At 71.7% G+C, this 23,104-nt stretch carries 5 protein-coding genes (1 of these 5 cut by a window edge); all 5 read right to left on the bottom strand.

The features are described from left to right. Tightly spaced (at most 33 nt apart), the 5 genes in view from NR798_RS19720 to NR798_RS19740 form a layout consistent with a single transcriptional unit that may run on beyond the window. Positions 1 to 4,603, bottom strand: partial view of a non-ribosomal peptide synthase/polyketide synthase gene (locus NR798_RS19720; protein WP_375773033.1) — the start only. Its footprint begins 21,833 nt before the window's first position; the window shows 4,603 of its 26,436 coding nt (coding positions 1-4,603); the start codon lies at positions 4,601 to 4,603; the stop codon falls past the left edge of the window. After that, entirely contained in the window at positions 4,600 to 9,078 is a 4,479-nt protein-coding gene (locus NR798_RS19725; protein WP_375773034.1) for an SDR family oxidoreductase, read from the bottom strand. Before NR798_RS19725 ends, NR798_RS19720 begins: the two co-directional genes overlap by 4 nt. Next, positions 9,071 to 12,460, bottom strand: a complete 3,390-nt coding sequence (locus NR798_RS19730) for an amino acid adenylation domain-containing protein (RefSeq protein ID WP_375773035.1) — start codon at positions 12,458 to 12,460, stop codon at positions 9,071 to 9,073. The genes NR798_RS19725 and NR798_RS19730 overlap by 8 nt, the downstream gene beginning before the upstream one ends. Positions 12,461 to 12,463: 3 nt before the next feature. After that, positions 12,464 to 18,418, bottom strand: a complete 5,955-nt coding sequence (locus NR798_RS19735; protein ID WP_375773036.1) for an SDR family oxidoreductase — start codon at positions 18,416 to 18,418, stop codon at positions 12,464 to 12,466. A 33-nt stretch (positions 18,419 to 18,451) separates the two neighbouring features. Beyond that, positions 18,452 to 23,080: an SDR family oxidoreductase gene (locus tag NR798_RS19740; RefSeq protein ID WP_375773037.1), complete on the bottom strand. Its 4,629-nt coding sequence runs from the start codon at positions 23,078 to 23,080 to the stop codon at positions 18,452 to 18,454. Between the last annotated feature and the right edge of the window lie 24 nt (positions 23,081 to 23,104).

Consider the following 23,104-nt stretch of genomic DNA (forward strand, 5'->3'; position numbering starts at 1 on the left):
GCGGCAGATGTGAGAGCGCCGTGTCGGGCGAGGCCACCGCGGCGGCCAGCAGCACCTGCAGGTGCTCGGCCATGCGGGCGATCGTCGCCGGCTCGAATAGGTCGGTGCTGAACTCGAAGAAGCCGCGCAGTCCGCGCGGGGTCTCCTGCATGAAGAGGGACAGGTCGAACTTGGAGACGCCACCGTCGAGCTCCAGCGGGGAGAGCTCGAGTCCACCCAGCGTCAGCTTCGGCACCGGCATGTTCTGCAGGGCGAACAGGACCTGGAAGAGCGGCGAGCGGCTGGGATCGCGCTGGGGCTGGAGCTGCTCGACGAGCTTCTCGAAGGGGATGTCCTGGTGCTCGTAGGCGCCCAGGGTGGTGTCACGCACCTGCAGCAGCAGGTCGCGGAACGAGGCCTCGGGAGAGATGCGCGAGCGCAGGACGAGCGTGTTGACGAAGAAGCCGATCAGGCCTTCGAGCTCGGTGTTGCGGCGGCCGGCGATGGGCGAGCCGACGGAGATGTCGTCCTGGTGCGAGTAGCGGTGCAGCAGCACCTGGAAGCCGGCCAGCAGCGTCATGAAGAGGCTGACGCCGTGCTGTTGGCTGGTGGCGGTGAGCGCCTCGGTGAGCGCGGGCGGGAGGAGGAAGGCGTGCAGGGCGCCGCGGAAGGACTGGACGGGAGGACGCGGCTTGTCGGTGGCCAGCTCCAGGTGGGGCGTCGCTCCGGCGAGCTGCTGCTTCCAATAGCCCAGCTGGGCGTCGAGCACCTCGCCCTGCAGCCACGAGCGCTGCCAGAGGGCGAAGTCGGCGTACTGGATGGACAGGGGCGGAAGCGCCGGCTGCTGGCCGGACGCGAAGGTGGCGTAGAGCGCGGCCACCTCGCGCACGAGCACGCCCATGGACCAGCCATCGGAGATGATGTGGTGCTGGGTGACGAGCAGCACGTGCTCGTCGGCGCTCAGGCGCAGCAGGCAGGTGCGCAGGAGCGGGCCGTGGGCCAGCGCGAAGGGGCGCAGGGCTTCCTGGCGGGCCAGCTCGCGGGCCCGGGTCTCGCGCTCGGCGGCGGGCACGTCCCGCAGATCCTGGAGGTCGAGTGGAACCTCGAGGGCCGGAGCGATGCGCTGCACGGGCTGGCCGTCACGGGTGGCGAAGGTGGTGCGCAGGGACTCGTGACGGCGCACGAGCTCCGCGATGGCACGGCGGAGGGCCTCGGTGTCCAACGGGCCGGAGAGCCGGGTGGCCGAGGGGATGTTGTAGAAGGGGCTGCCGGGCTCGAGCTGGTCGAGGAACCACAAGCGCTGCTGCGCGAACGACAGCGGAAGCTCACCCGTGCGCGGGGCGGGCCGCAGCGCCGGCACCTGGGACGTGCTCCGGGTCTGCTGGGCGAGTGCGTCGTCGATCTTCCGCGCGAGCGCGGAGAGGGTAGGGGCCTCGAAGAGGGCGCGCACGGGCAGCTCCACCTGGAAGCCGGTGCGCACGCGGGAGATCACCTGCGTGGCGAGCAGGGAGTGGCCGCCCAGGTCGAGGAAGTTGTCCTCGGCACCCACGCGAGGCACGGAGAGCACCTCGGCCCAGAGGGTGGCGAGCTGCTCCTCGGTGGGCGTGCGCGGGGCGACGTACCCGGCGTCGGAGCCCATGGCTTCCGGGGCGGGCAGGGCCTTGCGGTCCACCTTGCCGTTGGGGGTGACGGGCACCTGCTCGAGCGCCACGAAGGCCGAGGGCACCATGTAGCGGGGCAGGCGCTCCTCGAGGAAGGAGCGCAGCTCGGCGGTGGGAACCTCGTGCGAGAGCACGGCGTAGGCCACGAGGCGCTTGTCGCCGGGGCTGTCCTCGCGAGCGATGACGACGGACTGGCGAACGGCGGGGTGCTTGTCGAGCACGGACTCGATTTCACCCAGCTCGATGCGGAAGCCGCGCACCTTCACCTGGGAGTCCAGGCGCCCCAGGAAGTCCAGGGTGCCATCGGCCAGCCAGCGCACCTTGTCTCCGGTGCGGTAGAGGCGCTCGCCAGGGGCAGTGGCGAAGGGGTGGGGAACGAACTTCTCGGCCGTGAGCTCCGGGCGGTTCAGGTAGCCCCAGCCCAGGCCGTCGCCGCCGATGTAGAGCTCGCCGGGCACGCCGGTGGGCACTGGCTGCAGCCGTTCGTCCAGCACGTACACCTGGGTGTTGGAGATGGGGCGGCCGATGGAGACGGAGTGGCCCACCTGCTCGGGACGCGAGAGCACGTGGGTGGTGGCGAAGGTGGTGCTCTCGGTGGGGCCGTAGCCGTTGACGAGCAGGCCGCGGGCCAGGCGCGCCTTGACGCGCTCGGGCGCCAGCACGTCACCACCGGCGAGCACCTGGCGCACATGCCCCAGGGCCTCGGGCTGCGTGAGGGCCATCTGGTCGAAGAGGGCGGCGGTGAGCCACAGGGTGGTAATCCCGTGCTGGCGCAGGGCCAGTCCCAGCTCCTCGAAAGAGGGAGCGTGCGGGGGGAAGACGACGAGCTTGCCGCCGTGCAGCAGGCTGCCCCACAGCTCCAGGGTGGCGGCGTCGAAGGAGATGGGGGCCAGCTGCAGCATGACTTCGTCGGGGCCGAAGCGGATGAAGCTGCTGCCCATGACGAGGCGCACCACGCCCCGGTGAGGAATGCACACGCCCTTGGGCCGGCCGGTGGAGCCCGAGGTGTACATGACGTAGGCCAGCGCCTCGGACGTCACCCCGGAGCGCACGGGCTCCTGGCTCTCTTGGGCAATGAGGTGCCACTCGGCATCCAGCAGCACGAGGCGGGCGTCGTTGGGAGGCAGGCGCTCGGCGAGGTGGCGCTGGGCCAGCAGCAGGGGCGCCTGGACGTCCTGGAGCATGAACTCCAGGCGCTCGCGGGGGTAGGAGGGGTCGAGCGGGACGTAGGCGCCGCCAGCTTTGAGAATGGCGAGGGTGGCCACCACCATCTCCAGGGAGCGCTCGACGCACAGGGCCACGGGAGTGCCGGGCCGCAGGCCCAGGTGGCGCAGGTGGTGAGCCAGCTGGTTGGAGCGCGAGTCGAGCTGGCGGTAGGTGAGGGAGGCGCCCTCGAACTGCACGGCGAGGGCATCCGGAGTACGGGCGGCCTGGGCCTCGAACAGCTCGTGGATGCAGGCCTGGCGCGGGTAGTCCACGCGCGTGTCATTCCACTCCACCAGCACCTTGTGCTGCTCGGCCTCGGAGAGCAGCGCCAGGCGGGACACGGGCGTGCCGGGCGAGGCCACCGCGGCGGCCAGCAGCACCTGCAGGTGCTCGGCCATGCGGGCGATCGTCGCCGGCTCGAAGAGGTCGGTGCTGAACTCGATGCGTCCGGAGAACCCGTCCGGGCGCTCCGTCAGGAACACGGTGAGCTCGAAGGTGGAGGCGCCCGAGGTGATCGGGACCATGCGCACATCCAGCCCCGCGACGTTCATGGACGCGCCCTGCTGGGGCAGGAGCGCGAGCACCACCTGGAAGAGCGGATTGCGGCCCGGCTCTCGTGCCGGACGGAGCTCCTCGACGAGCTTCTCGATGGGCACTTCCTGATGCGAGAAGACGCCCAGCGCCGTCTCGCGCACCTCCTTCAGGAACTGCCGGAACGGCTTGCTTCCCACCGGCCGCGAGCGCACCACGGCCGTGTTGATGAAGAAGCCGATGAGCCCCTCCAGCTCCGCGTGGCTGCGCCCCGCGACGGGCGTTCCAACGCAGATGTCCTCCTGCCCGCCGTAGCGCGACAGCAGCACGTGGAACGCGGCCATCAGCACCATGAAGCTGCTCGCGCCCTCACGCGTCGCGAACGCGCGCACCGCCTCCGAGAGCTCGCGCGACAGGGCGAAGGGGTACTCCTGGCCCCGGCCGGAGAGCGCCGGGGGACGGGGACGGTCCGTGGGGAGCTCCAGGGCCGTGGGAGCGCCCTCGAGCTGCTTGCGCCACCAGTCCACCTGCTCCTGGAGGAAGGGGCCCTGGAGCCGCTCTCGCTGCCAGAGCGCGAAGTCGGGGTACTGCACCGGCAGCGGCGGGAGCGCCAGCACCTTGCCCGACGCGAGCGCGTCGTAACTCGCGAGCAGCTCGCGCGCGAGCACTCCGAAGGACCACCCGTCCGTGATGATGTGGTGCAGCACCACCAGCAGCACGTGGTCCTGCCCGGCCAGCCGGATCACCTTCGCGCGCAGCAGGGGCCCGGTGCCCAGATCGAACGGCCGCCTCGCCTCGGCGTGCGCCTGCTCGTGGAGCGCCTCCTCGCGGCGCTCGGTGGGCAGGCCCGTCAGGTCCACGCGCTCCAACTGGAGGCTGGCCGAGGGCGCCACCACCTGCTCGGGGCCCTCGGTGCCGGCCCGGAACGTGGTGCGCAGGGACTCGTGCCGCTCCGCCACCTTGCGCAGGGCGCGCTCCAGCAGGTCCGTGTCCAACGGGCCCTGGATGCGCAGCATCTGGGGCAGGTTGTACGCCACGCTCCGCGGCTCGAACTGGTACAGCAGCCACAGCCGTTGCTGCGAGAACGACAGCGGGAGGGGACGCCCCGGCTCGCGCACGCGGGTGCTGGGCCGGGAGACCTTGTTGCCCGCCTGCTCCAACCGCCTCAGCAGCTCCGCGCGCTTCTCGGGCGGAAGATTGGCGATTCGCTTGGAAAGATCGTTCATGACTGTTCCAGCTCGGCCAGCAGTGCTTCCAATGTGGAGGTGTCGGTCTCGCTGGCTCGTGTCTGCACGATGGTCAGCGCCATGACTTCCACGGTCGGTGAATCGAAGAGCGCGCGCAGGGGGAGCTCCACCTGGAAGGTCTCCCGGACGCGCGCGATGATCTGCACACCCAGCAGCGAGTGGCCGCCGAGCTCGAAGAAGTTGTCGGTGATGCCGACCTGCTCGAGCCCGAGCAGCTCCTGCCAGATGCCGGCCAGGGTCTGCTCGTTCTCGTCGCGAGGGGCCACGTAGGCATTGGCCAGGGACGGGCGCGGATGCCGGTGGCCCGCCTTCTCCGCGGTGCTCCCGGCCGCCGCCGGAGTCCGCCGCCGGGCCTCCAGCGAGCCCCTCACGGCGAGCCACCGCCCACCCGTGGGCGACGCCAGCAGGCCGAGCAGGAGCCGGAAGCCCTCGTCCTGGGCGATCACCGTCTCGGGCCGGAAGCCCGTGCCCACGCCCCAGACGTCCCAGTCGATGGTGTACCAGCGGGTGCCCGGCACGCGGGCCTGGTGCGCGCTGAAGGCGTCCATGCCGGCATGGGCCGCCGCGAGCGCCGCACAGCCCACGCCTCCCAGCACCGAGGTGAGCGACGAGTGCACCACCACGAACTCCGGGCGGCGTCCCTTCAGGGCCTCGGCCAGGTGCATCAACCCGCGCAGGCGGCCCTGGAACACCGGGGCGCACGCCTCGGGCGTCGCCTCCGACACGGGCGTCCGCGCGGCCGTCCCGCTCGTGCCCGCGGCGAAGAACACACCGTCCACCGGGCCGAACCGGCTCTCCGCCGCCTGCAGGGCGCGCTCGACCTGGCCCGGGTCTCCCAGGTCCGCCCGCAGCACGAGCACCTGGGCTCCGGTCTTCTCCAGTGCGCGCACGCGCTCGATGGAGCGGGACACGGCATCCTCGGCGCCGTGCCCCGCGAGCCAAGCGTCCCGCTCCTCGGGGGCGGGGAGGGCCCGGCGCGAGAGCAGCACCAGCCTGGGCCGGACCGCGGTGGCGAGCTGCTCCGCCAGCGACAGGCCGATGCGTCCCAGGCCTCCCGCGATGAGGTAGACGCCTCCCTCCTTCAGTGGCGCCGGTGCGGCGGGCGCCTTCGGAGCGGGCTGCGGCTCGTAGCCCTCGATGAACCGGTACGGGCCGCGCAGCGCCACCACGGGCGCATCGTCCGCGCCCAGCTCCGCCACGAGCCGGTCCATCCAGGCGGCCGCGCCCGCGTCCTCCGGAGGGCGGCTCACGTCGATGGTGCGGCAGCGCAGGCCCGGGTACTCCAGCGGCAGGACCCGGCAGACCCCCGTCGCGGTGGCCTGCCAGGCATCGAGGGGCTCCTCGCCCGTCACGTCCTGTGCTCCCCGGGTGACCACGGTGAGCGTCACGGGCTGGGAGATGGCTCCGGGGCCCATGGCGCGGGCGGCGGCGAGCAGGCCCTGGGTGATGAGCTCCTCGCGGGCGTCCGTGGCCAGGGGCCAGAGCCAGGCGATGTGAGCCGGCCGCTTCCCGTCAGCACAGAGCGCGGCCAGCCGCTCCTGGAGGCTCTCGGGCTGGCCTCCCACGGCCAGGGTGTCCACCTCGGCGCCCGCGGCGCGCAGCCGCTCGGCGGCCTGGGCGGACAGGGAGTCGTCACCCCCGGCGACGAGCCAGCGCTGGCCGTCGAGCCGCGGAGGCGTCGCGCCCGCCGCCGTGCGCCGCCAGACGGGCAGGGAGAGCTCCACGCCTCGTGCTTCCGCTCCCGCGTCCGTGGCCAGGGGGACCAGGGGCCGCGAGGCGTCCGCGGGGAGGCCGCGCAGCATGTCGTAGTTCTCGCGCTGGAACGGCTGGCCGGGCAGCGGCAGGCGGCGGCGCGGCTCCTTCCCGTACATCCGCGCCAGCTCGATGCGTGCTCCCGCCAGCCACAGGCGCGCGGCCGTGTTCGTCACGTGGAGGACGGCGTTTTGCGCCTCGCGAGGCAGCGGCAGGCTCAGCAGCGCCGTGGGGTTGCTTCCCGCCGAGGCGCTCTGGCGGATCAACGTCGACAGCCCCTGTCCCGGGCCCGTCTCCAGGAAGATGCGCTCCGGCCGGGCGAGCAGCTGCGCCGCCCCTTCATGGAAGCGGACCGTCTCCCGCACGTGGCGCACCCAGGTGCGCGGGTCCGTGGCCTGCTCCGCCGTCACCCAGGTGCCCGTCAGCGTGGACACATAGGGCAGCTTCGGGGGCGAGAGGCGCACGCGGGCCAGCTCTCGCGCGAAGGACTCCAGCACCGGCTCCACCATCGCCGAGTGGTAGGCGTGGGAGACGAGCAGCCTGCGCGTCTCCACGCCGCGGCCGGTGAGCGTGGCCTCCAGCGCGGAGATGCCCTCCGGCGTTCCGGAGGCCACCAGCATCGACGGGGCATTCACCGCGGCGATCGACACGCCGGCGGGCAGCAGCGGCGTGAGCTCCCGCTCCGGCAGGCTGACGGACAGCATCGCACCCGGCGCGACCGAGTCCATCAGCCGCCCGCGCGCCGCCACCAGCGCGAGCGCGTCCTCCAGGGAGAAGACGCCCGCGAGGCACGCGGCCACGTACTCGCCCAGGCTGTGGCCGATCATCGCCTCCGGCTCGATGCCCCACGCCATCCACAGCCGCGCGAGCGCGTACTCGATGGCGAACAGGACCGGCTGGGTGAAGCGCGTCTGCTGGAGCAGCGCCTCGGCCTCCTGCTCGGCGCCCGGAGCGGGGAACAGCAGCGTCCGCAAATCCCGGCCAAGGTGGGGGAGCAGCCCCTCGCAGCACGCATCCAGGTGCTTGCGGAACACGGGCTCCGTCTCGTGGAGCGTCTGGCCCATGCGCACGTGCTGGGCGCCCTGGCCCGGGAAGAGGAACACCACGGGCCGCTTGGACTCCACGCCCGAGGAGTTGAGCGCGCGCCGCTCGAGCTCCGCCTCCAGCGCCACTCGCGCGTCCTGGGTGTCACGGCACAGCAGGACCCGGCGGTGCTCCTGGGGACGGCGGCCCACCTGCAGCGTGTACGCCACGTCCGCGAGGTCGGCGCCGGGGTTGCGCTCCAGGTGCGCGGCCAGCCGCGAGGTGGCATCGTCCAGACCGGCCGGGCTTCGCGCCGACAGCGCCAGCACGTGCATGGGCCGCTTGGAGGGCGTGGCCTGGGCCTGGGCGGGAGCCTCCTCCAGCACCACGTGCGCGTTGGTGCCGCCGATGCCGAAGGAGCTGACGCCCGCGCGCCGCGTCTTGCCGGCGGTGTCCCAGGGGAGCGCCTCGCCGGTGACGTAGAAGGGCCCGCCGTCGAAGTCGATGCTCGGGTTGGGCCGCTTGAAGTGCGCGGTGGGCGGCAGGGTGCGGTTCTTCAGGGCGAGCACCGTCTTCACCACGCCCGCCACGCCCGCGGCCGCGTCCAGGTGGCCGATGTTCGACTTGAGCGAGCCGAGCACGCAGCGCCGCGTCCCCACGCGGTTGCCGCCGAAGGCCTGGTTGAGCGCGGCCACCTCGATGGGGTCTCCAATGGAGGTGCCCGTGCCGTGGGCCTCGATGTACTGGATGTCCTCCGGCTCCACCCCGGCGATGGCCAGGGCCTCGGAGACGACGGCCGTCTGGCCCTCCACGCTGGGGGCGGTGAAGCCCACCTTGGAGGAGCCGTCGTTGTTGATCGCCGAGCCGAGGATGACGGCGTGCACCGTGTCCCGGTCCCGCAGCGCGTCCGACAGGCGCTTGAGCACCACGATGCCCGCGCCGGCACCGCGCACCGTGCCCTGGGCCTGCTCGTCGAAGGCGCGGCAGTGGCCGTCCGGCGAGAGGATCATCCCCGGCTGGTACTGGTAGCCGCCCGTCTGGGGGAAGGACACCGAGGAGGCGCCCGCGAGCGCCAGGTCGCTCTCGCCCGACATGAGGCTCTGGCAGGCGAGGTGGATGGCCACCAGCGAGCTGGAGCACGCCGTCTGCACGGTGAAGCTCGGGCCGCGCAGGTTGAGCCGGTGCGAGATGCGCGTGGCGACGTAGTCCTTGTCGTTGGCCACCATCAGCCCGAAGGTGCCCGCGCTCTCCATCAGGTCCGGCCGCCGCATCAGCGCGCGGATCAGGTACGAGCTGAGGCTCACGCTGGCGAACACGGAGGCGGCGCCGGTGAAGCGCTCGGGGTCGTACCCGGCGTGATCCAGCGCCTCCACCGCGCACTCCAGGAAGATGCGCTGCTGCGGATCCATCAGCTCCGCCTCGCGCGGGCTGTAGCCGAAGAGGCCCGCGTCGAAGTGCGTGGCGTCCTCGAGCACGTAGGCCGCGCGCACCCAGTCCGGGCGCTCGCGCAGGGCACGGGGCACCCCGGCCTCGTCCATGTCCGCGTCCGTCAGCTCGCGCCGGGCGGAGACGCCACGCCGGAGGTTGTCCCAGAAGGTGTCGAGGTCGCGTGCCCCCGGGAAGCGTCCCGAGATGCCGACGATGGCGATGCGCTCCACCTCTTCGTGCTGCTCAGACATCCGAGTCGTCTCCGTCGTCGTTCGAATCCGTGCGTCCACGCGCTCCGCTCACGCGGCGGGTGAGGATCCTGCGGGCCTCGGCGCGGGCGCGGCCCGCCTGGGCCGAGTCCTGGGCAGCGGTGTCCTGCTTGGAGAGCCGCTCCGCCAGGGCGCGGACGGTGGGGTATTGGAAGAGCTGGGTCAGGGCCAGGTCGGTCCCCAGGCCCGCCTTGAGGCGGCGGTGCACCTGGAGCGCGAGCAGCGAGTTGCCGCCCAGCGCGAAGAAGGGGTCATCGAGGCCCACGCGCTCCACCTGGAGGACTTCCTTCCAGATGCCGGCGATGAGCTGCTCCACCCCGGTGCGAGGCGCCTCGAAGGGCTGGCCCGCGCTCTGGACGCCGAGCTCCGGAGCGGGGAGTGCCTTCCTGTCCAGCTTGCCGTTGGGGCTGAGCGGGAGCTTCTCCAGGGCCACGAAGGCCGAGGGCACCATGTGCTCGGGCAGGCGCGACTGGAGGAAGGTGCGCAGCTCGGCGGGGTTCAACCCGGGGGCCCCGGCACCCTCACCCCGTCCCTCTCCCGGAGGGAGAGGGGAAGTGGGGGCAGTGGGCATCATGGGCACGACGTACGCCACCAGGCGCTTGTCGCCGGGCCGGTCCTCGCGCGCCACCACCGCCACCTGGCGCACCGACGGGTGCTGGGCCAGCAGCGTCTCGATCTCCCCCAGCTCGATGCGGAAGCCGCGGATCTTCACCTGGAAGTCGGCGCGGCCCACGTACTCGATGTTGCCGTCCGCGAGCCACCGGGCCACGTCACCGGTGCGGTACATGCGGGCACCCGGCGAGGCGCTGAAGGGATCCGGGATGAAGCGCTCGGCGGTGAGGTCCGGACGGGCGCGGTAGCCGCGGCCCACCTGCACGCCGCCGATGTACAGCTCGCCGGACACGCCCACCGGCACCGGCTGGAGCTGGGCATCCAGGATGCGGATGGAGGTGTTGGCCACGGCGCGGCCGATGGGCACCGAGCGCTGCGCCTCGCGCGTCTGGCAGGCGTAGTAGGTGACGTCGACGGCGGCCTCGGTGGGGCCGTAGAGGTTGTGCAGCCCGGCCCAGGGCAGCCGCTGGAGGCACTGATCCTGGAACTCCACGGGCAGGGCCTCGCCGCTGCACACCACGCGCCTGAGTGACGCGCAGCGCTCCAGGTTCGGCTCCTCCAGGAACACCTTCAGCATGGAGGGGACGAAGTGCAGGGTGGTGACGCGCTGCTCGGAGATGAGGCGCGCGAGGTAGTCCGGGTCCTGATGGCCGCCGGGCTTCGCGAGCACCAGCCGGGCGCCCTGCATGAGGGGCCAGAAGAACTCCCACACGGAGACGTCGAAGCTGAAGGGCGTCTTCTGCAGCACCACGTCCTGGGGGCCCAGCTTGTACTCGTCCTGCATCCAGAGCAGCCGGTTCACCACGGGGTGGTGCTCGTTCATGGCGCCCTTGGGGCGGCCGGTGCTGCCGGAGGTGAAGATGATGTAGGCGAGGTTGTTGGCGCTGGCCAGGGCCGGAGGCGCGTGGCGGGGCTGCGTGGAGATGTCCGCCCAACCCGAGTCCAGGCACACCACGCGGGCGCCCTGGGACGGCAGCCGCGGCAGCAGCCGCTCCTGCACCAGCAGCACGGTGGGGCTGGCGTCCTCGAGCATCCAGGAGATGCGCTCCTGGGGATAGGCGGGATCCAGGGGCACGTAGGCGCCGCCGGCCTTGAGGGTGGCCAGCAGGGCGACGACCATCTCCAGCGAGCGCTCCAGGCACAGGCCCACGCGCGACTCGGGGCCGACGCCGAGGGAGCGCAGGTGCCAGGCGAGCTGGTTGGCGCGGGCATCCAGCTCCCGGTACGTGAGCGACTGCCCCTCGAAGGTGAGCGCCACGGCCTCGGGCGAGCGCTCCACCTGGGCCTCGATGAGCTGGTGCAGGCAGACGTCGCGCGGGTAGGGGGTGGCGGCGCCGTTCCAGTCGGCCAGCACGGTCCGTCGCTCCGGCTCGGGGAGGAGCGGGAGGGTGCTGATCGGCTGCTCGGGGTTGGCGGCGATGCCGGACAGCAGCGTCTGGAAGTGCTCCAGCAGGCGGGAGATCGTCCCGGCCTCGAAGAGGTCGGTGCTGTACTCGGCGACGAGCCGCAGGCCCTCGGGCAGCTCCGTGGCGATCAGCGTCAGGTCGAACTTGGTCGTCCCGGTCTCGGGCTGCTGGAACTCCATCACCAGACCCGGCGCCTGGAGCGGGGGCATGGGCGCGTTCTGCAGGATGAACATCACCTGGAAGAGCGGGCTGTGGCTCAACCGGCGCTCGGGCTTGAGCGCGTCCACCAGCCGCTCGAACGGGAGCTCCTGGTGCGCGAAGGCGTCCACGGTCGTCTGGTGGACGCGGCCCATCAGCTCGCGGAACGAGGGCCTACCGGACAGCGACGTGCGCAGCGCCAGCGTGTTGATGAACAGGCCGATCATCCCCTCCAGTTCGGAGCGGTTGCGGCCGGCGATGGGAGTGCCCACCACCAGGTCCTCCTGCCCGGTGTAGCGGTGGAGCAGGACCTCGAAGGCGGAGAGCAGGGTGACGAAGAGCGTCTTGCCCTCGCGCTGGCCCAGGGACTTGAGGGTCTGGGTGAGCGCCAGGGGCAGCATCACCGTCTGACGCGCGCCATGGGGACTGAGCGCCGTGGGACGGGGCCGGTCGGTGGGCAGCTCCAGGATGGCGTTGGGATCCAACCGCTCGCGCCACCAGGACAGCTGCGTCTCGAGCGCCTCGCCCTGGAGCGCCTCGCGCTGCCAGGAGGCGAGCTCCGCGTACTGGAGCGGCAGGGCCTTCAGCGGCGAGGGCTGTCCCTGGACGAAGGCCGCGTAGAGCGCCGCCAGCTCGCGGACGAGCACTCCTAGGGACCAGCCGTCCGAGATGATGTGGTGCATGCTCAGCAGCAGCACGTGCTCGCGCTCGGCCAGCCGCAGCAGCGCGGCGCGCAGCAGGGGACCCTTGGTGAGATCGAAGGTCTGCCGGGCCTCGGCGGTGGTGTGCTCGCGGGCCTTCTGCTCGCGCTCGCCTTCCGGCACGTCCCGCAGGTCCACCACGGACAGCGGAATCTCCAGCGAGGGCGCGACGAGCTGCTTCAAGCCCCCGTCCTGGTCGGAGAAGGTGGTGCGCAGCGTCTCGTGACGGCGCGCCAGCTCCTGCAGCGCCCGCCGCAGCGCCTCGGTGTCGACCTCGCCCGAGAGGCGGACGGCGCCGGGCATGTTGAAGGCCGCGCTGGTGGGGTTCCACTGGTAGAGGAACCACATGCGCTCCTGCGCGAAGGACAGGGGCGCCTGTTTCGCCTTCTGGGCCTTCTCCTTCAGGAGCTGCGCGAGCAATGCGCGCTTGTCATCGGGGGTGGACATGGCTCAGGCCTTCTCTTTGTCGGCTTCCAGCACCGCGAGCAGCTCCGCGACCTGCTCATCCGAGAGCTGCTCCATGTTCGCCAGGAGCTTCTCGGCCTCTTCCGCGGTGACGGCCTTCTTGGCGGCGGGCTTGGGTTCGGCGGGCTTCGGCGGCGCAGCGGCCTGCTCCACCTCGTAGCCGAGCCGGGCCACCAGCTCGAGCGTGGAGGGATCCAGCGGACGCGGCCACTTGATCTTCTTCCAGCTCTCGCCGAGGCCCTTCTCGATGCCCTTGTGCTGGAGGATGTTGGGGTCTCCCAGACCGCCCATCATGCGCTCCTTCTTGCCGTCGTACGGCTGGACCACGCGCTCGTCGAAGGGAATCTCGAGGAACTCGCACACGCGGGTCATCACCGGGGTGGGCTCGCGCACGAGCTGCTCGTACTGCACCCAGAGGACGCGCTCCTTCGGCACGCGCGAGAAGAAGTCGATCAGGTTCCGGTTGCAGAGCGCCCAGACGGTCTCGGCGACCACGTGCGGATCCACCTCGGCGTCACCGAAGAGGCTGGGGCCGAAGAGCCGGTCGAAGCGCACGCGCAGCAGCGACTCCATCACCGGGTACGGGTGGCGGTAGAGGAAGATGTACTTCGGCTGATCGAACATCTCCTCCGAGCGCCAGAGCGTCCCGGCATCCAGCGCGTACGAGGGCGTCTTGTCCACCAGCAGGCGCGGGGCGGACAGCTCCTGGAGCTTGGCGAAGATCTCCTGGGCCGGGGTGTTCTCGGCGACGAACTTGTCCACGAGCGCCTGACCCGCGGCGGAGTCGATGCCCATCAGCTCCATGAAGGCCCACTGGAGGCCGCCGGTGGTCCACTCCATCTCGTGGCCGAACCCGATGTTCTCGCGCCACTCGCGCATGTTCTCGAAGAACAGGAGGTTGACCTCGGGCGGGCAGAAGAGCTTCGGGTGTCCCGCGAGCATCACGCGGAACAGGGTCGAGCCGGCGCGCGGGCTGGAGTGCACGAACACCATGGGCGGGTTCTTGCGCTTGCCCTGCGGCCGGGACGCGCCACCCTCCGCGTGCACGCGGTAGGGCTTGAGCGTGTACGCCGACAGCGGCTTGTCGGAAACGTACTTCGCCGGGTTCGCCAGCCGCTCCATCTCGGCCAGGAGGTAGCGGGCCAGCGCGGGGATGGCGGCGTGCTCCTGGATCTCATGCGGGTAGAGCTGGAACTTGAAGTCCTGCCGCAGGCTGTACTCCACCTCGGCGCCGAGCAGGTTCAGGTCGTAGCTCTTGAGGCTGCCGTCGGCGGGGAGCTGCTCGACGGTGAGGCGGAGGCCCGCGGCGATCTTCCGCTGGAGGTAGTCCTCCATGATGCCCTGGCGCTCGGTGGGGAACGCGGCGCGCAGCCGCTCGCCAATGGGCTTCTCCGAGGCCGCGGCGTTCTTGCGCAGCTCCTGCTCGATCTTCGCGGCGGTGGCGCCCACGGTGGGGGTCTCGAACAGGCCGCGCAGCGGCAGGTCCACCTTGAGCTCGGCGTGGAGCTGGTTGCGCAGCTGTGTCGCGAGCAGCGAGTGCCCACCCAGCTCGAAGAAGTTGTCGTTGACGCCGATCTGCTCGATGCCGAGCACCTGCTGCCACACCGCGGCGACGGTCCGCTCCAGGTCCGTGCGGGGCGCCACGTAGGTGGTGGCCAGCGAGGGCCGCGCGTGCTGGGACGTGGCGGCCTTCTTGCCCGAGGCACCCGGGGCCTGGGACGGGCTCGACGTCTGGCGCTGGCGGGCCTCCAGGTCACCCGTGGAGAGCACGAGCTGCCCGCCGGGAGCCTGGGTGAGGATGCGGCGGACGGCCTCGAGTCCCTCCTGCGGCTGCATGGCGTACCGCGCCAGGGCCGGGCTCATGGCCGACATGGAGGGCGCCTCCTCGAACTGCCAGGCGTCCCAGTCCACGCTGAGCCACGGGAAGGCACCGGCCTCGCTCCGGCGCTCGGCGAAGGTGTCCATGTACTGGCTGGCCGCCGCGTGCACCACCTGCCCGAGGCCGCCGAGGATGGACGACAGCGAGGAGACCAGCAGACAGAACGCGGGCCCCTCGGCCGGGAGCACCTTCTCCAGCACGCGCAGGCCGTGCACCTGCGGGGCGAAGTGCGAGGCGCACTCGGCGGAGCCCGTCTCCTGGATGGTTCCGAGCGTGGCGCCTTGACGCAGGCCGCCCGCGGCGTGGATGACGCCGTCGATGCCGCCGAAGTGCTCCAGGGTCCGCGTGACGGCCTGGCGCATCTGGCCCTCGTCGGTCAGGTCCGCACCGAGCACCAGCACCGAGGCCCCGGCCTTCTCCAGCGCCTGCGCGGCCTGGATCTTCCGGCTGATGGCGTCCTGCGCGCCCTGGCTCGACAGCCACTGGGTCCACTCGGCCTTGGGCGGGAAGTCCTTGCCCTCCACCAGCGCCAGCCGGGCCTTCCACGTCCGGACCAGCTCACCGGCCAGCGCGTGGCCGATGCCCGTGAGCCCCTCCGTGAGCAGGTACACGCCCTGCTCCTTCAGCGTCCGCAGGGGAGCGGCGTCGGCCTCCAGGCGCAGCGGCTCGAAGGTCTGCACCCAGCGCTGACGTCCGCGCCAGGCGATGACGGGCTCGGTGCCGCCGGACTCGAGCTCCGCGAGGAGCTGGCCCGCCACGGTGGCCGCGTTGCCCGAGGCCACGTCCACGAAGCGGCAGGTGATGTGCGGGTACTCCTGGGGCACCACGCGGCACGGGCCGAGCAGCGTCGCCTTCTCGGGCGCGGGCGCGTCCGAGCTCTCCACCTTGCAGGCGCCGTTGGACGCCACCCACCACGCGAGCGGCTCCGAGCGGCCCTGGGCGCCCATTGCCTGCGCGAGGAACAGCAGGCTGTAGAAGCCGGTGTCCAGCGAACGCTCGAGGGACACGGGCTCGGGCGTCACGCCCCACAGGTGCACCACGCCGTCGAAGGGCTGGCCCTGCGTCTGGAGCGCCTGGAGCAGGGCGGCGTAATCCTCACGCTTCCGCGGGTCGAGCGTATAGGTGCCATCGGCGCGGCGGCCGAACGACTCCCCGGGGATGACGCGGATGACGGGCTGACCCGCCTGGGCCAGCTTGGGCGCGAGCGCGTCCGCCACTCCGCCCGCATCGGCGAAGAGCAGCCAGCCCCGGCTGGAGGTCTTCGAGGAGCCCTGCACAGCGGGACGCGGCGCGGGCGTGCGCTTCCACGAGGGCACGTAGAACCAGTCGGCGACGTCGCGCTTCTTCTCGGCGGAGGCGGCGGGACGCGGAGCCGCGCCGGAGGGCCGGGCGTCGATCCAGTAGCGCTGGCGCTCGAAGGGGTAGGTGGGCAGCGGGAGGCGGCGGCGCTTCTCGCGGGCGTAGAAGCCCTTCCAATCGGGGCTGACGCCGCTGAGCCAGAGCCGGCCCAGCGTGCCGAGCAGCACGGCCTCGTCGGAGACCTGCTCACGCGGGTGGCGGGTCGAGGACAGCACGATGCGCTCGGCCTGGGGGGGCTGCTGCCGGGTGAGGGAGGCGAGCGTGTTGCCGGGGCCCACCTCGAGCAGCACCTGCTGAGGCTTCTGCGCCAGCGTCTTGAGGCCATCGGCGAAGCGGACGGCCTGGCGCAGGTGCGTGGCCCAGTACTCGGGGCTGGTGGCCTGGGCCGCGTTGATCCACGTGCCGGTGACGTTGGAGACGAAGGGAAGCTTCGGCGCGTTGAGCTTCACCTGGCGCACGCGCGCGGTGAAGGGCGCGAGGATGGGGTCCATCATCGCCGAGTGGAAGGCGTGGGACGTGTGCAGCCGCTGCGCGTTGACGCCGCGGTCCTTGAGCTTCTCCTGGAGCGCCTCGATGGCGGGAGTGGGCCCGGCGACGACGGTGAAGGCCGGTGCGTTGACGGCGGCCACGGACAGCTCCGCGCCCAGCAGGGGCCGCAGCTCCTGCTCGGGGAGCTGGACGCTCAGCATGGAGCCGGCGGGCAGCTCCTGCATCAACTGCCCGCGGGCGGCGACCAGCGCGAGCGCATCGCGCAGCTCGAAGACCCCGGCGAGGCAGGCGGCCACGTACTCACCGATGCTGTGTCCGAGCATCGCCTTGGGCTTCACGCCCCAGGACATCCACAACTGGGCGAGCGCGTACTCGATGGAGAAGAGCGCCGGCTGGGCGATGCCCGTGCGGGTGAGCGCCCGGGCGGAGTCCTCGGCCTGGGCCTGCTCGGGGTAGAGCAGCTTGCGCAGGTCCAACCCGAGGTGCGGCTGGAGCTGCGTGGCGCAGGCGTCCAGGTGCTCGCGGAACACGGGCTCGGAGGCGTACAGCTCGCGCGCCATGTCCACGTACTGCGAGCCCTGGCCGGGGAAGAGGAACGCCACCGGCCGGTCCTGCGCGGTGGGCGAGCCGGTCCAGACGCGCTCGGCGTCCCGCGTCCGCAGGGCGTTCACGGCCTCGGCGGTATCGCGGCACGCCACCACGCGGCGGAAGGCCATGTCCTGCCGGCCCACCTGGAGCGTATGGGCGACGTCGGCCAGGTTGAGCCCGGGGTTCGCCTGGAGGTGCTGGGCGAGGTTGTCGGTGGCCGCCTCGAGCGCCGCCTCGGACTTGGCCGAGAGCACGAGCAGTTGCACGGGCCGGGACGCGGCCGGAGCCGCCACGGCGGGGGCCTCCTGGAGCACGATATGGGCGTTCGTGCCGCCGACGCCGAAGGAGCTGACCCCGGCGCGGCGCGGCGCGTTGGCGGGCGCCTGCCAGTCGGCCAGCGTGGTGTTCACGTAGAAGGGGCTGTTGGCGAAGTCGATCTCGGGGCTCGGCTTCTCGAAGTGCAGGCTGGGCGGCAGCTTCTTGTGCTCGAGCGTGAGCACGGCCTTGATGAGGCTGGAGACACCGGCGGCGTTGGCCAGGTGGCCGATGTTGCTCTTGAGCGAGCCGATGGCGCAGCGCATCTTCGCCGCGCGCGGGGTGCCGGGCTTGTAGCGGAACGCCTTGGTGAGGGCGCGGATCTCGATCGGGTCGCCCATCTGGGTGCCGGTGCCGTGGGCCTCGATGTAGCCGATCGTCTCTGGCTCCACGCCCGCGGCGCCGAGCGCCTCGCCGATGACGGCCGCCTGGCCCTCCACGCTGGGGGCGGTGTAGCCCACCTTGTGAGCGCCGTCGTTGTTGATGGCCGTGCCCTTGATGACGGCGTGGACGAAGTCGCCGTCCTTGAGGGCGTCCTTGAGGCGCTTGAGCACCACCACGCCCGCGCCGCTGCCGAACACGGTGCCTTCCGCCTTGGCGTCGAAGGCGCGGCAGTGGCCGTCGGGGGACACGATGCCGCCGGGGATGTACGGGTAGCCCTCCGGGTGCTTCACCTGGATGGACACGCCGCCGGCCAGCGCCATGTCGCACTCTTCATTCAGCAGGCTCTGGCAGGCCACGTGGGTGGCCACGAGCGACGTCGAGCACGCGCTGAGGATGGAGTAGCTGGGGCCGCGCAGGTCCAGCTTGTAGGCGACGCGGGTGCTGAGGAAGTCGCCGCCGTTGCCGATGTCCATCTGCACCATGTCCAGCGCGCCGAGCCGGTCCGCGTTGGGCACGAGGTTGTAGATGAGGTACGTGTTCGTGGAGGCGCCCGCGAACACGCCGATGGCCCCGTCGTACCGGTCCGGCGCGTAGCCGGCGTGCTCCAGGGCCTGCCAGGCGCACTCCAGGAAGACGCGGTGCTGCGGATCCATCAGCTCCGCCTCGCGAGGCGTGAAGCCGAAGAAGCCCGCGTCGAACAGCTCCATGCCCTCCAGCGCGGCGCTGGCCTTCACGTAGTTCGGATCCTTGCGCAGGGCGGGATCCACGCCGAGCTTCTCCAGATCGGCGTCACTGAGCGGGCGGATGGACTCCTTCCCGTCGCACAGGTTCCTCCAGAACGTGTCGAGGTCCTGCGCGCCAGGGAAGCGGCCGGTCATGCCGATGATGGCGATGTCCTGCTCGTCGATGAAGGTCTCGGGAGGCATGGGCAGTGTGTCTCGGGACGAAGGGGCTCGGTGCTACTCTTCGGTGGCGGAGTCGTCGCCGCGGCGCTGTCTCTTCGCGCGGCGCCGCTCGCCCCGGCTGCGGCTGTCGGGCTCGCCGGACTCTTCCTCGGCGCCACCCGCGGCGGCCTTGAGCAGCTTCGCCAGCGCCTGCACCGTCGGGCCCTCGTACAGGGTGACGGCGGGGATCTGGACGCCGAACTGCTCGCGCACCCGGGCAATCAGCTTGATGCCCACGAGCGAGTTGCCGCCCAGCTCGAAGAAGTTGTCGTGGATGCCCACCTGGGTGATGCCCAGCATGGACTGCCACAGCTTGGCGACGGACTCCTCCAGCTCGTCCCGCGGGGCCACGTAGGCGTTCTGCATGGCGGGGCGGGGAGCGGTCTGCTGCGACTGCGCGTCGGGCACCACGTGCTCGGCCTTGGCGTCGGTGGCCTTCTTGGTTTCGGACGGCGACGTCTGCGCGGCGCGGGCCAGCAGGTTGCTGGTGGAGACGGCGACCTGGGCCACCGGGCCCATGGAGAGCAGGTGCGTGAAGGCCTCGGCGCCCTCGCTGGCGGAGATGGACAGGGCCCCGAAGGGGTTGGGGCCCGCGTCGGCGGCCCAGGCATCCCAGCCCACGCTCATCCAGGGCACCGGGGACTCCTGCGTCTGGCGGAGGGCGAACGCGTCCATGAAGCTCATGGCGGCAGCGTACGAAGCGCGTCCGACGCCACCGAGCACCGCCGCGAGCGACGAGGCCAGCATGCAGAAGTCGAGCGTCCGGCCGCGCAGCACCTCCTCGAGCGCGTAGAGCCCGAGCGCCCGGCTCTGGAAGAGGAAGTGCGCGTCAGTGGGAGTCGCGTCCGCGAGCGAGCGGAAGAGCGAGGCATCCACCGTGCCCGCGGAGAACACCACGCCGTGCAGCTCGCCGAAGCGCGCGAGGGTCTGCTCGACGGCGGCGCGCAGCTGCGCCCGGTCGGACACGTCCGCGCTGACCACGAGCACCTCGGCGCCCAGGGCCTCGAGCGCGCGCACCTTGCGGATGCGCTGGCCGATGGGGTCCTTCTCATCGTGCGTGGCGAGCCACGAGTCCCACGTGGAGCGCTCGGGCAGGGCGGAGCGGCCGACGAGCACGAGCCGCGCCTGGGCGCGCTTCGCGAGCACCTCGGCGTGGCTGTAGCCGATGGTGCCGAAGCCACCGAGCAGGAGGTAGACGCCCCGGTCACGCACGGGGACGTAACCCGGCTCGCGAGCGGGGACGGGCTCGAACACCTGCACCTGGCGCTGCTGGCCGCGGTACGCGATGACGTTGTGGCTCCGGGAGTCGTCGGCGCCCTCGGCCAGGAGCTGCTCGACGAGGTGGGCCTCCTGCCAGCCGCCCGGGGTGGGGAGGCTCACGTCCACGGACTTCGCGGAGAGGTGCGGGTACTCCTGGGGGATGACGCGGACGGGGCCGAGCACGGTGGCCTTCTCGGGGGCGGGCAGCTCCTCGCCGAGCGCCTGCATCCGGTGGGTGACCACGGTGAGCGACACGGGCTTCGCCTCCTGGCGGCCGAGCGCCTGGGCCAGGAAGAGGAGGCTGTGGAAGCCCCGCTCCTGGGCCGTGTCGAACGGGGTGCTTTCGGGGACGGCGCTCCAGAGGTGGAGGACGCGGTCGGGCCCGAGGCCCTGGGCCGTGAGCTGCTGCACCAGGGACGCGAAGTCGGAAGCCTCACGCGGGTTGATGGACCAGTGGCGCTCGCCGAGCTGCGCGAGGTGCGTGCCCGGGGTGAGGGTGATGGCCTGCTGGCCGGCCTCCGTGAGGCGCCGCGCGAGGCTGGCACCCAGGCCGTTGGCGTGCGACTCGGAGACGAGCAGCCACCAGCACGCCTTCTGCTCGCTCCAGGCGGCCGAGGGCGGGAGGGCGCGCTGCCACGAGGGCAGGTAGAACCAGCGGGCCACGTCCTGCTTCTTGTCCGCGGCGGCGCCCTGGGGCTTGCCGTGGACGGAGTCCTTGGGCGGATCCACCCAGTGGCGCTGGCGCTCGAACGGGGACGTCGGCAGGGGGATGCGGCGGCGCTTCTCGTCGCCGTGGAAGGCGTCCCAGTCGGGCTCGATGCCGGAGAGCCACAGGCGGCCGAGGATGCCCAGGAGGAAGTCGAGGTCGTTCTTCTGCTCGCGCGGGTGGCGCAGGGAGTTGAGGACCACGTGCTGGGCGCCCTTGGCCGGGTTCTGCCGGGCGAGCGTGGTGAGCGTCTGGCCGGGGCCCACCTCCAGGAGGATGGCGTCGGCCTCCTTGAGCAACTCGCCGAGCCCGTCGGCGAAGCGCACGGCCTGGCGCAGGTGCTTCGCCCAGTAGTCGGGGCTGGTGGCCTCCTCGGCGGTGATCCACTTACCGGTGACGTTGGACAGGTAGGGCAGCTGCGGCACCTGCCGGGAGACGCGGCGGACCTGCTCGCGGAACGTGTCCAGGATGGGGTCCATCATGGACGAGTGGAACGCGTGCGAGGTGTGCAGGCGGGTGGTGGCGATGGCCTGGAGGGTGAGCTTCTCCGCGAGCGCGTCGATGGCGGGGATGGGGCCGGCGATGACGCAGGTCTCGTGGCTGTTGACGGCGGCGAGCGAGAGCCCGTCCCCGAGCAGCGGCAGCACCTGGGCCTCGGTCATGGGCACGGCGAGCATGGCGCCGGCGGGCATCTGCTGCATGAGCCGGCCGCGCGCGGCCACGAGCGCCAGCGCGTCGTCCAGGGAGAACACACCGGCGAGGCAGGCGGCCACGTACTCGCCGATGCTGTGACCGATCATCGCCCGGGGCTTGAGGCCCCACGACATCCACAGCTTCGCCAGCGCGTACTCGATGACGAAGAGGGCGGGCTGGGTGAGGGAGGTCTGCTTGAGGCGCTCGGTGGCGGCCTCGCGCTGGGCCTCGGGCGGGTAGAGGACGGTGCGCAGGTCGAAGCCGAGGTGCTTCTCCAGCTTCTTCGAGCAGGCGTCGACCTCGTCGCGGAACAGGGGCTCGGACTCGTAGAGCTGCCGGCCCATGTCCACGTACTGGGCGCCCTGGCCGGAGAACATGAACATGACGGGGCGGCCGCCGGTCTCCTGGCCGCCGGTGAAGACGCGGGCGGGGTCACGCGAGGACAGGGCCTCGATCGCATCCGCCACGGAGTGGGCCACGAGGGCGCGGCGGCGGGCGAAGCGCTTGCGGCCCACCTGGAGCGTGAAGGCGGCGTCGGCGAGGCTCACGTCCGGGTTGGCGCGCAGGTGCGAGACGAGCCGGTCCGTGGCGGCCTCCAGCGAGGCGTCCGAGCGCGCCGAGAGCATCACCACCTGGGAGGAGCGGCGCGGCTTGTCGGTGGCGGGGAGCGCGGGAGTCTCCTCGAGGATGGCGTGCGCGTTGGTGCCGCCCATGCCCAGGGACGTGACGCCCGCGCGGCGCGGAGTTTCCCCCTCGGGCCAGTCGGACAGCTTCGCGTTCACGTAGAAGGGGCTGTTGTCGAAGTCGATGGCGGGGTTGGGCGACTCGAAGTGGAGCGTGGCGGGGATCTGCTTGTGGTGGAGCACCAGCGCGGCCTTGATGAAGCCCACCGCGCCCGCGGCCGAGTCCAGGTGGCCGATGTTGCCCTTCACCGAGCCGAGCGCGCAGAAGTTCTTCTCGTCCGTGCCGGCGCGGAAGGCCTGCGTGAGGCCGGCGATCTCGATCGGGTCCCCCATGTGCGTGGCGGTGCCGTGGCACTCGATGTAGCCGATGCTGTCCGGCTCCACGCCCGCGAGGGCCTGCGCGAGCGAGACGACCTCGGCCTGGCCCTCGACGCTGGGGGCCATGTAGCTGACCTTCTGGGAGCCGTCGTTGTTCACCGCCGTGGCCTTCACGACGGCGTAGATGGTGTCACCGGCGGCGACGGCATCCGCGAGGCGCCGCAGCGCCACCACGCCCGCGCCGTGCCCGGAGACGAAGCCCTCGGCCTTGGCGTCGAAGGGGCGGCAGTGGCCGTCCGACGAGGTGGTGCCACCCTCGTAGTGCAGGTAGCCCTGCTTCTCCGGGAAGTGGATGGACACGCCACCGGCCAGGGCCATGTCGCACTCGTAGCTGAGCAGGCTCTGGCAGGCGTAGTGGATGGCGGTGAGCGAGGTGGACGAGGACGACTGGATGGTGACGGCCGGGCCCTTGAGGTTGAGCCGGTAGGCGACCTCGGTGGTGAGCGCGTCCTTGTCGTTGCCGATGGAGGCCTGGAGGCTCTCCACGGACGCCACGTGCGACAGGTGCGGGTACACGTTGGTGAGCAGGTACGTGTTCATGCTCATGCCGCCGAACACGCCCGTCCGGCCCGGTTGCCGCTCGGGGCTGTAGCCCGCCGTCTCCATCGCCTCCCAGGCGCACTGCAGGAAGACGCGGTGCTGCGGGTCCATCAACGCCGCCTCGCGCGGGTTGAGCCCGAAGAAGGCCGCGTCGAACTGATCCGTGTCCCCGAGGATGCCGCACGCCTTGATGTAGTTGGGCGCGCGCACCAGCGACGGATCAATGCCCGTGTCGATCAGCTCCTGCTCGGAGAAGAACGAGATGGACTCGACACCATCGTGCAGGTTCTTCCAGAACTCGGCGATCGTCCGCGAGCCGGGCACGTGGGCGGCTAGTCCGACGATCGCGATCCCTTCCAGCTCGGGGGTGGTCTCAGTGGTCATGGGCGTGTTCCGGGTCCGTCAAAG

It is taken from the genome of Archangium gephyra, assembly GCF_042230915.1.
In the GTDB taxonomy this organism is placed as follows: domain Bacteria; phylum Myxococcota; class Myxococcia; order Myxococcales; family Myxococcaceae; genus Archangium; species Archangium gephyra_B.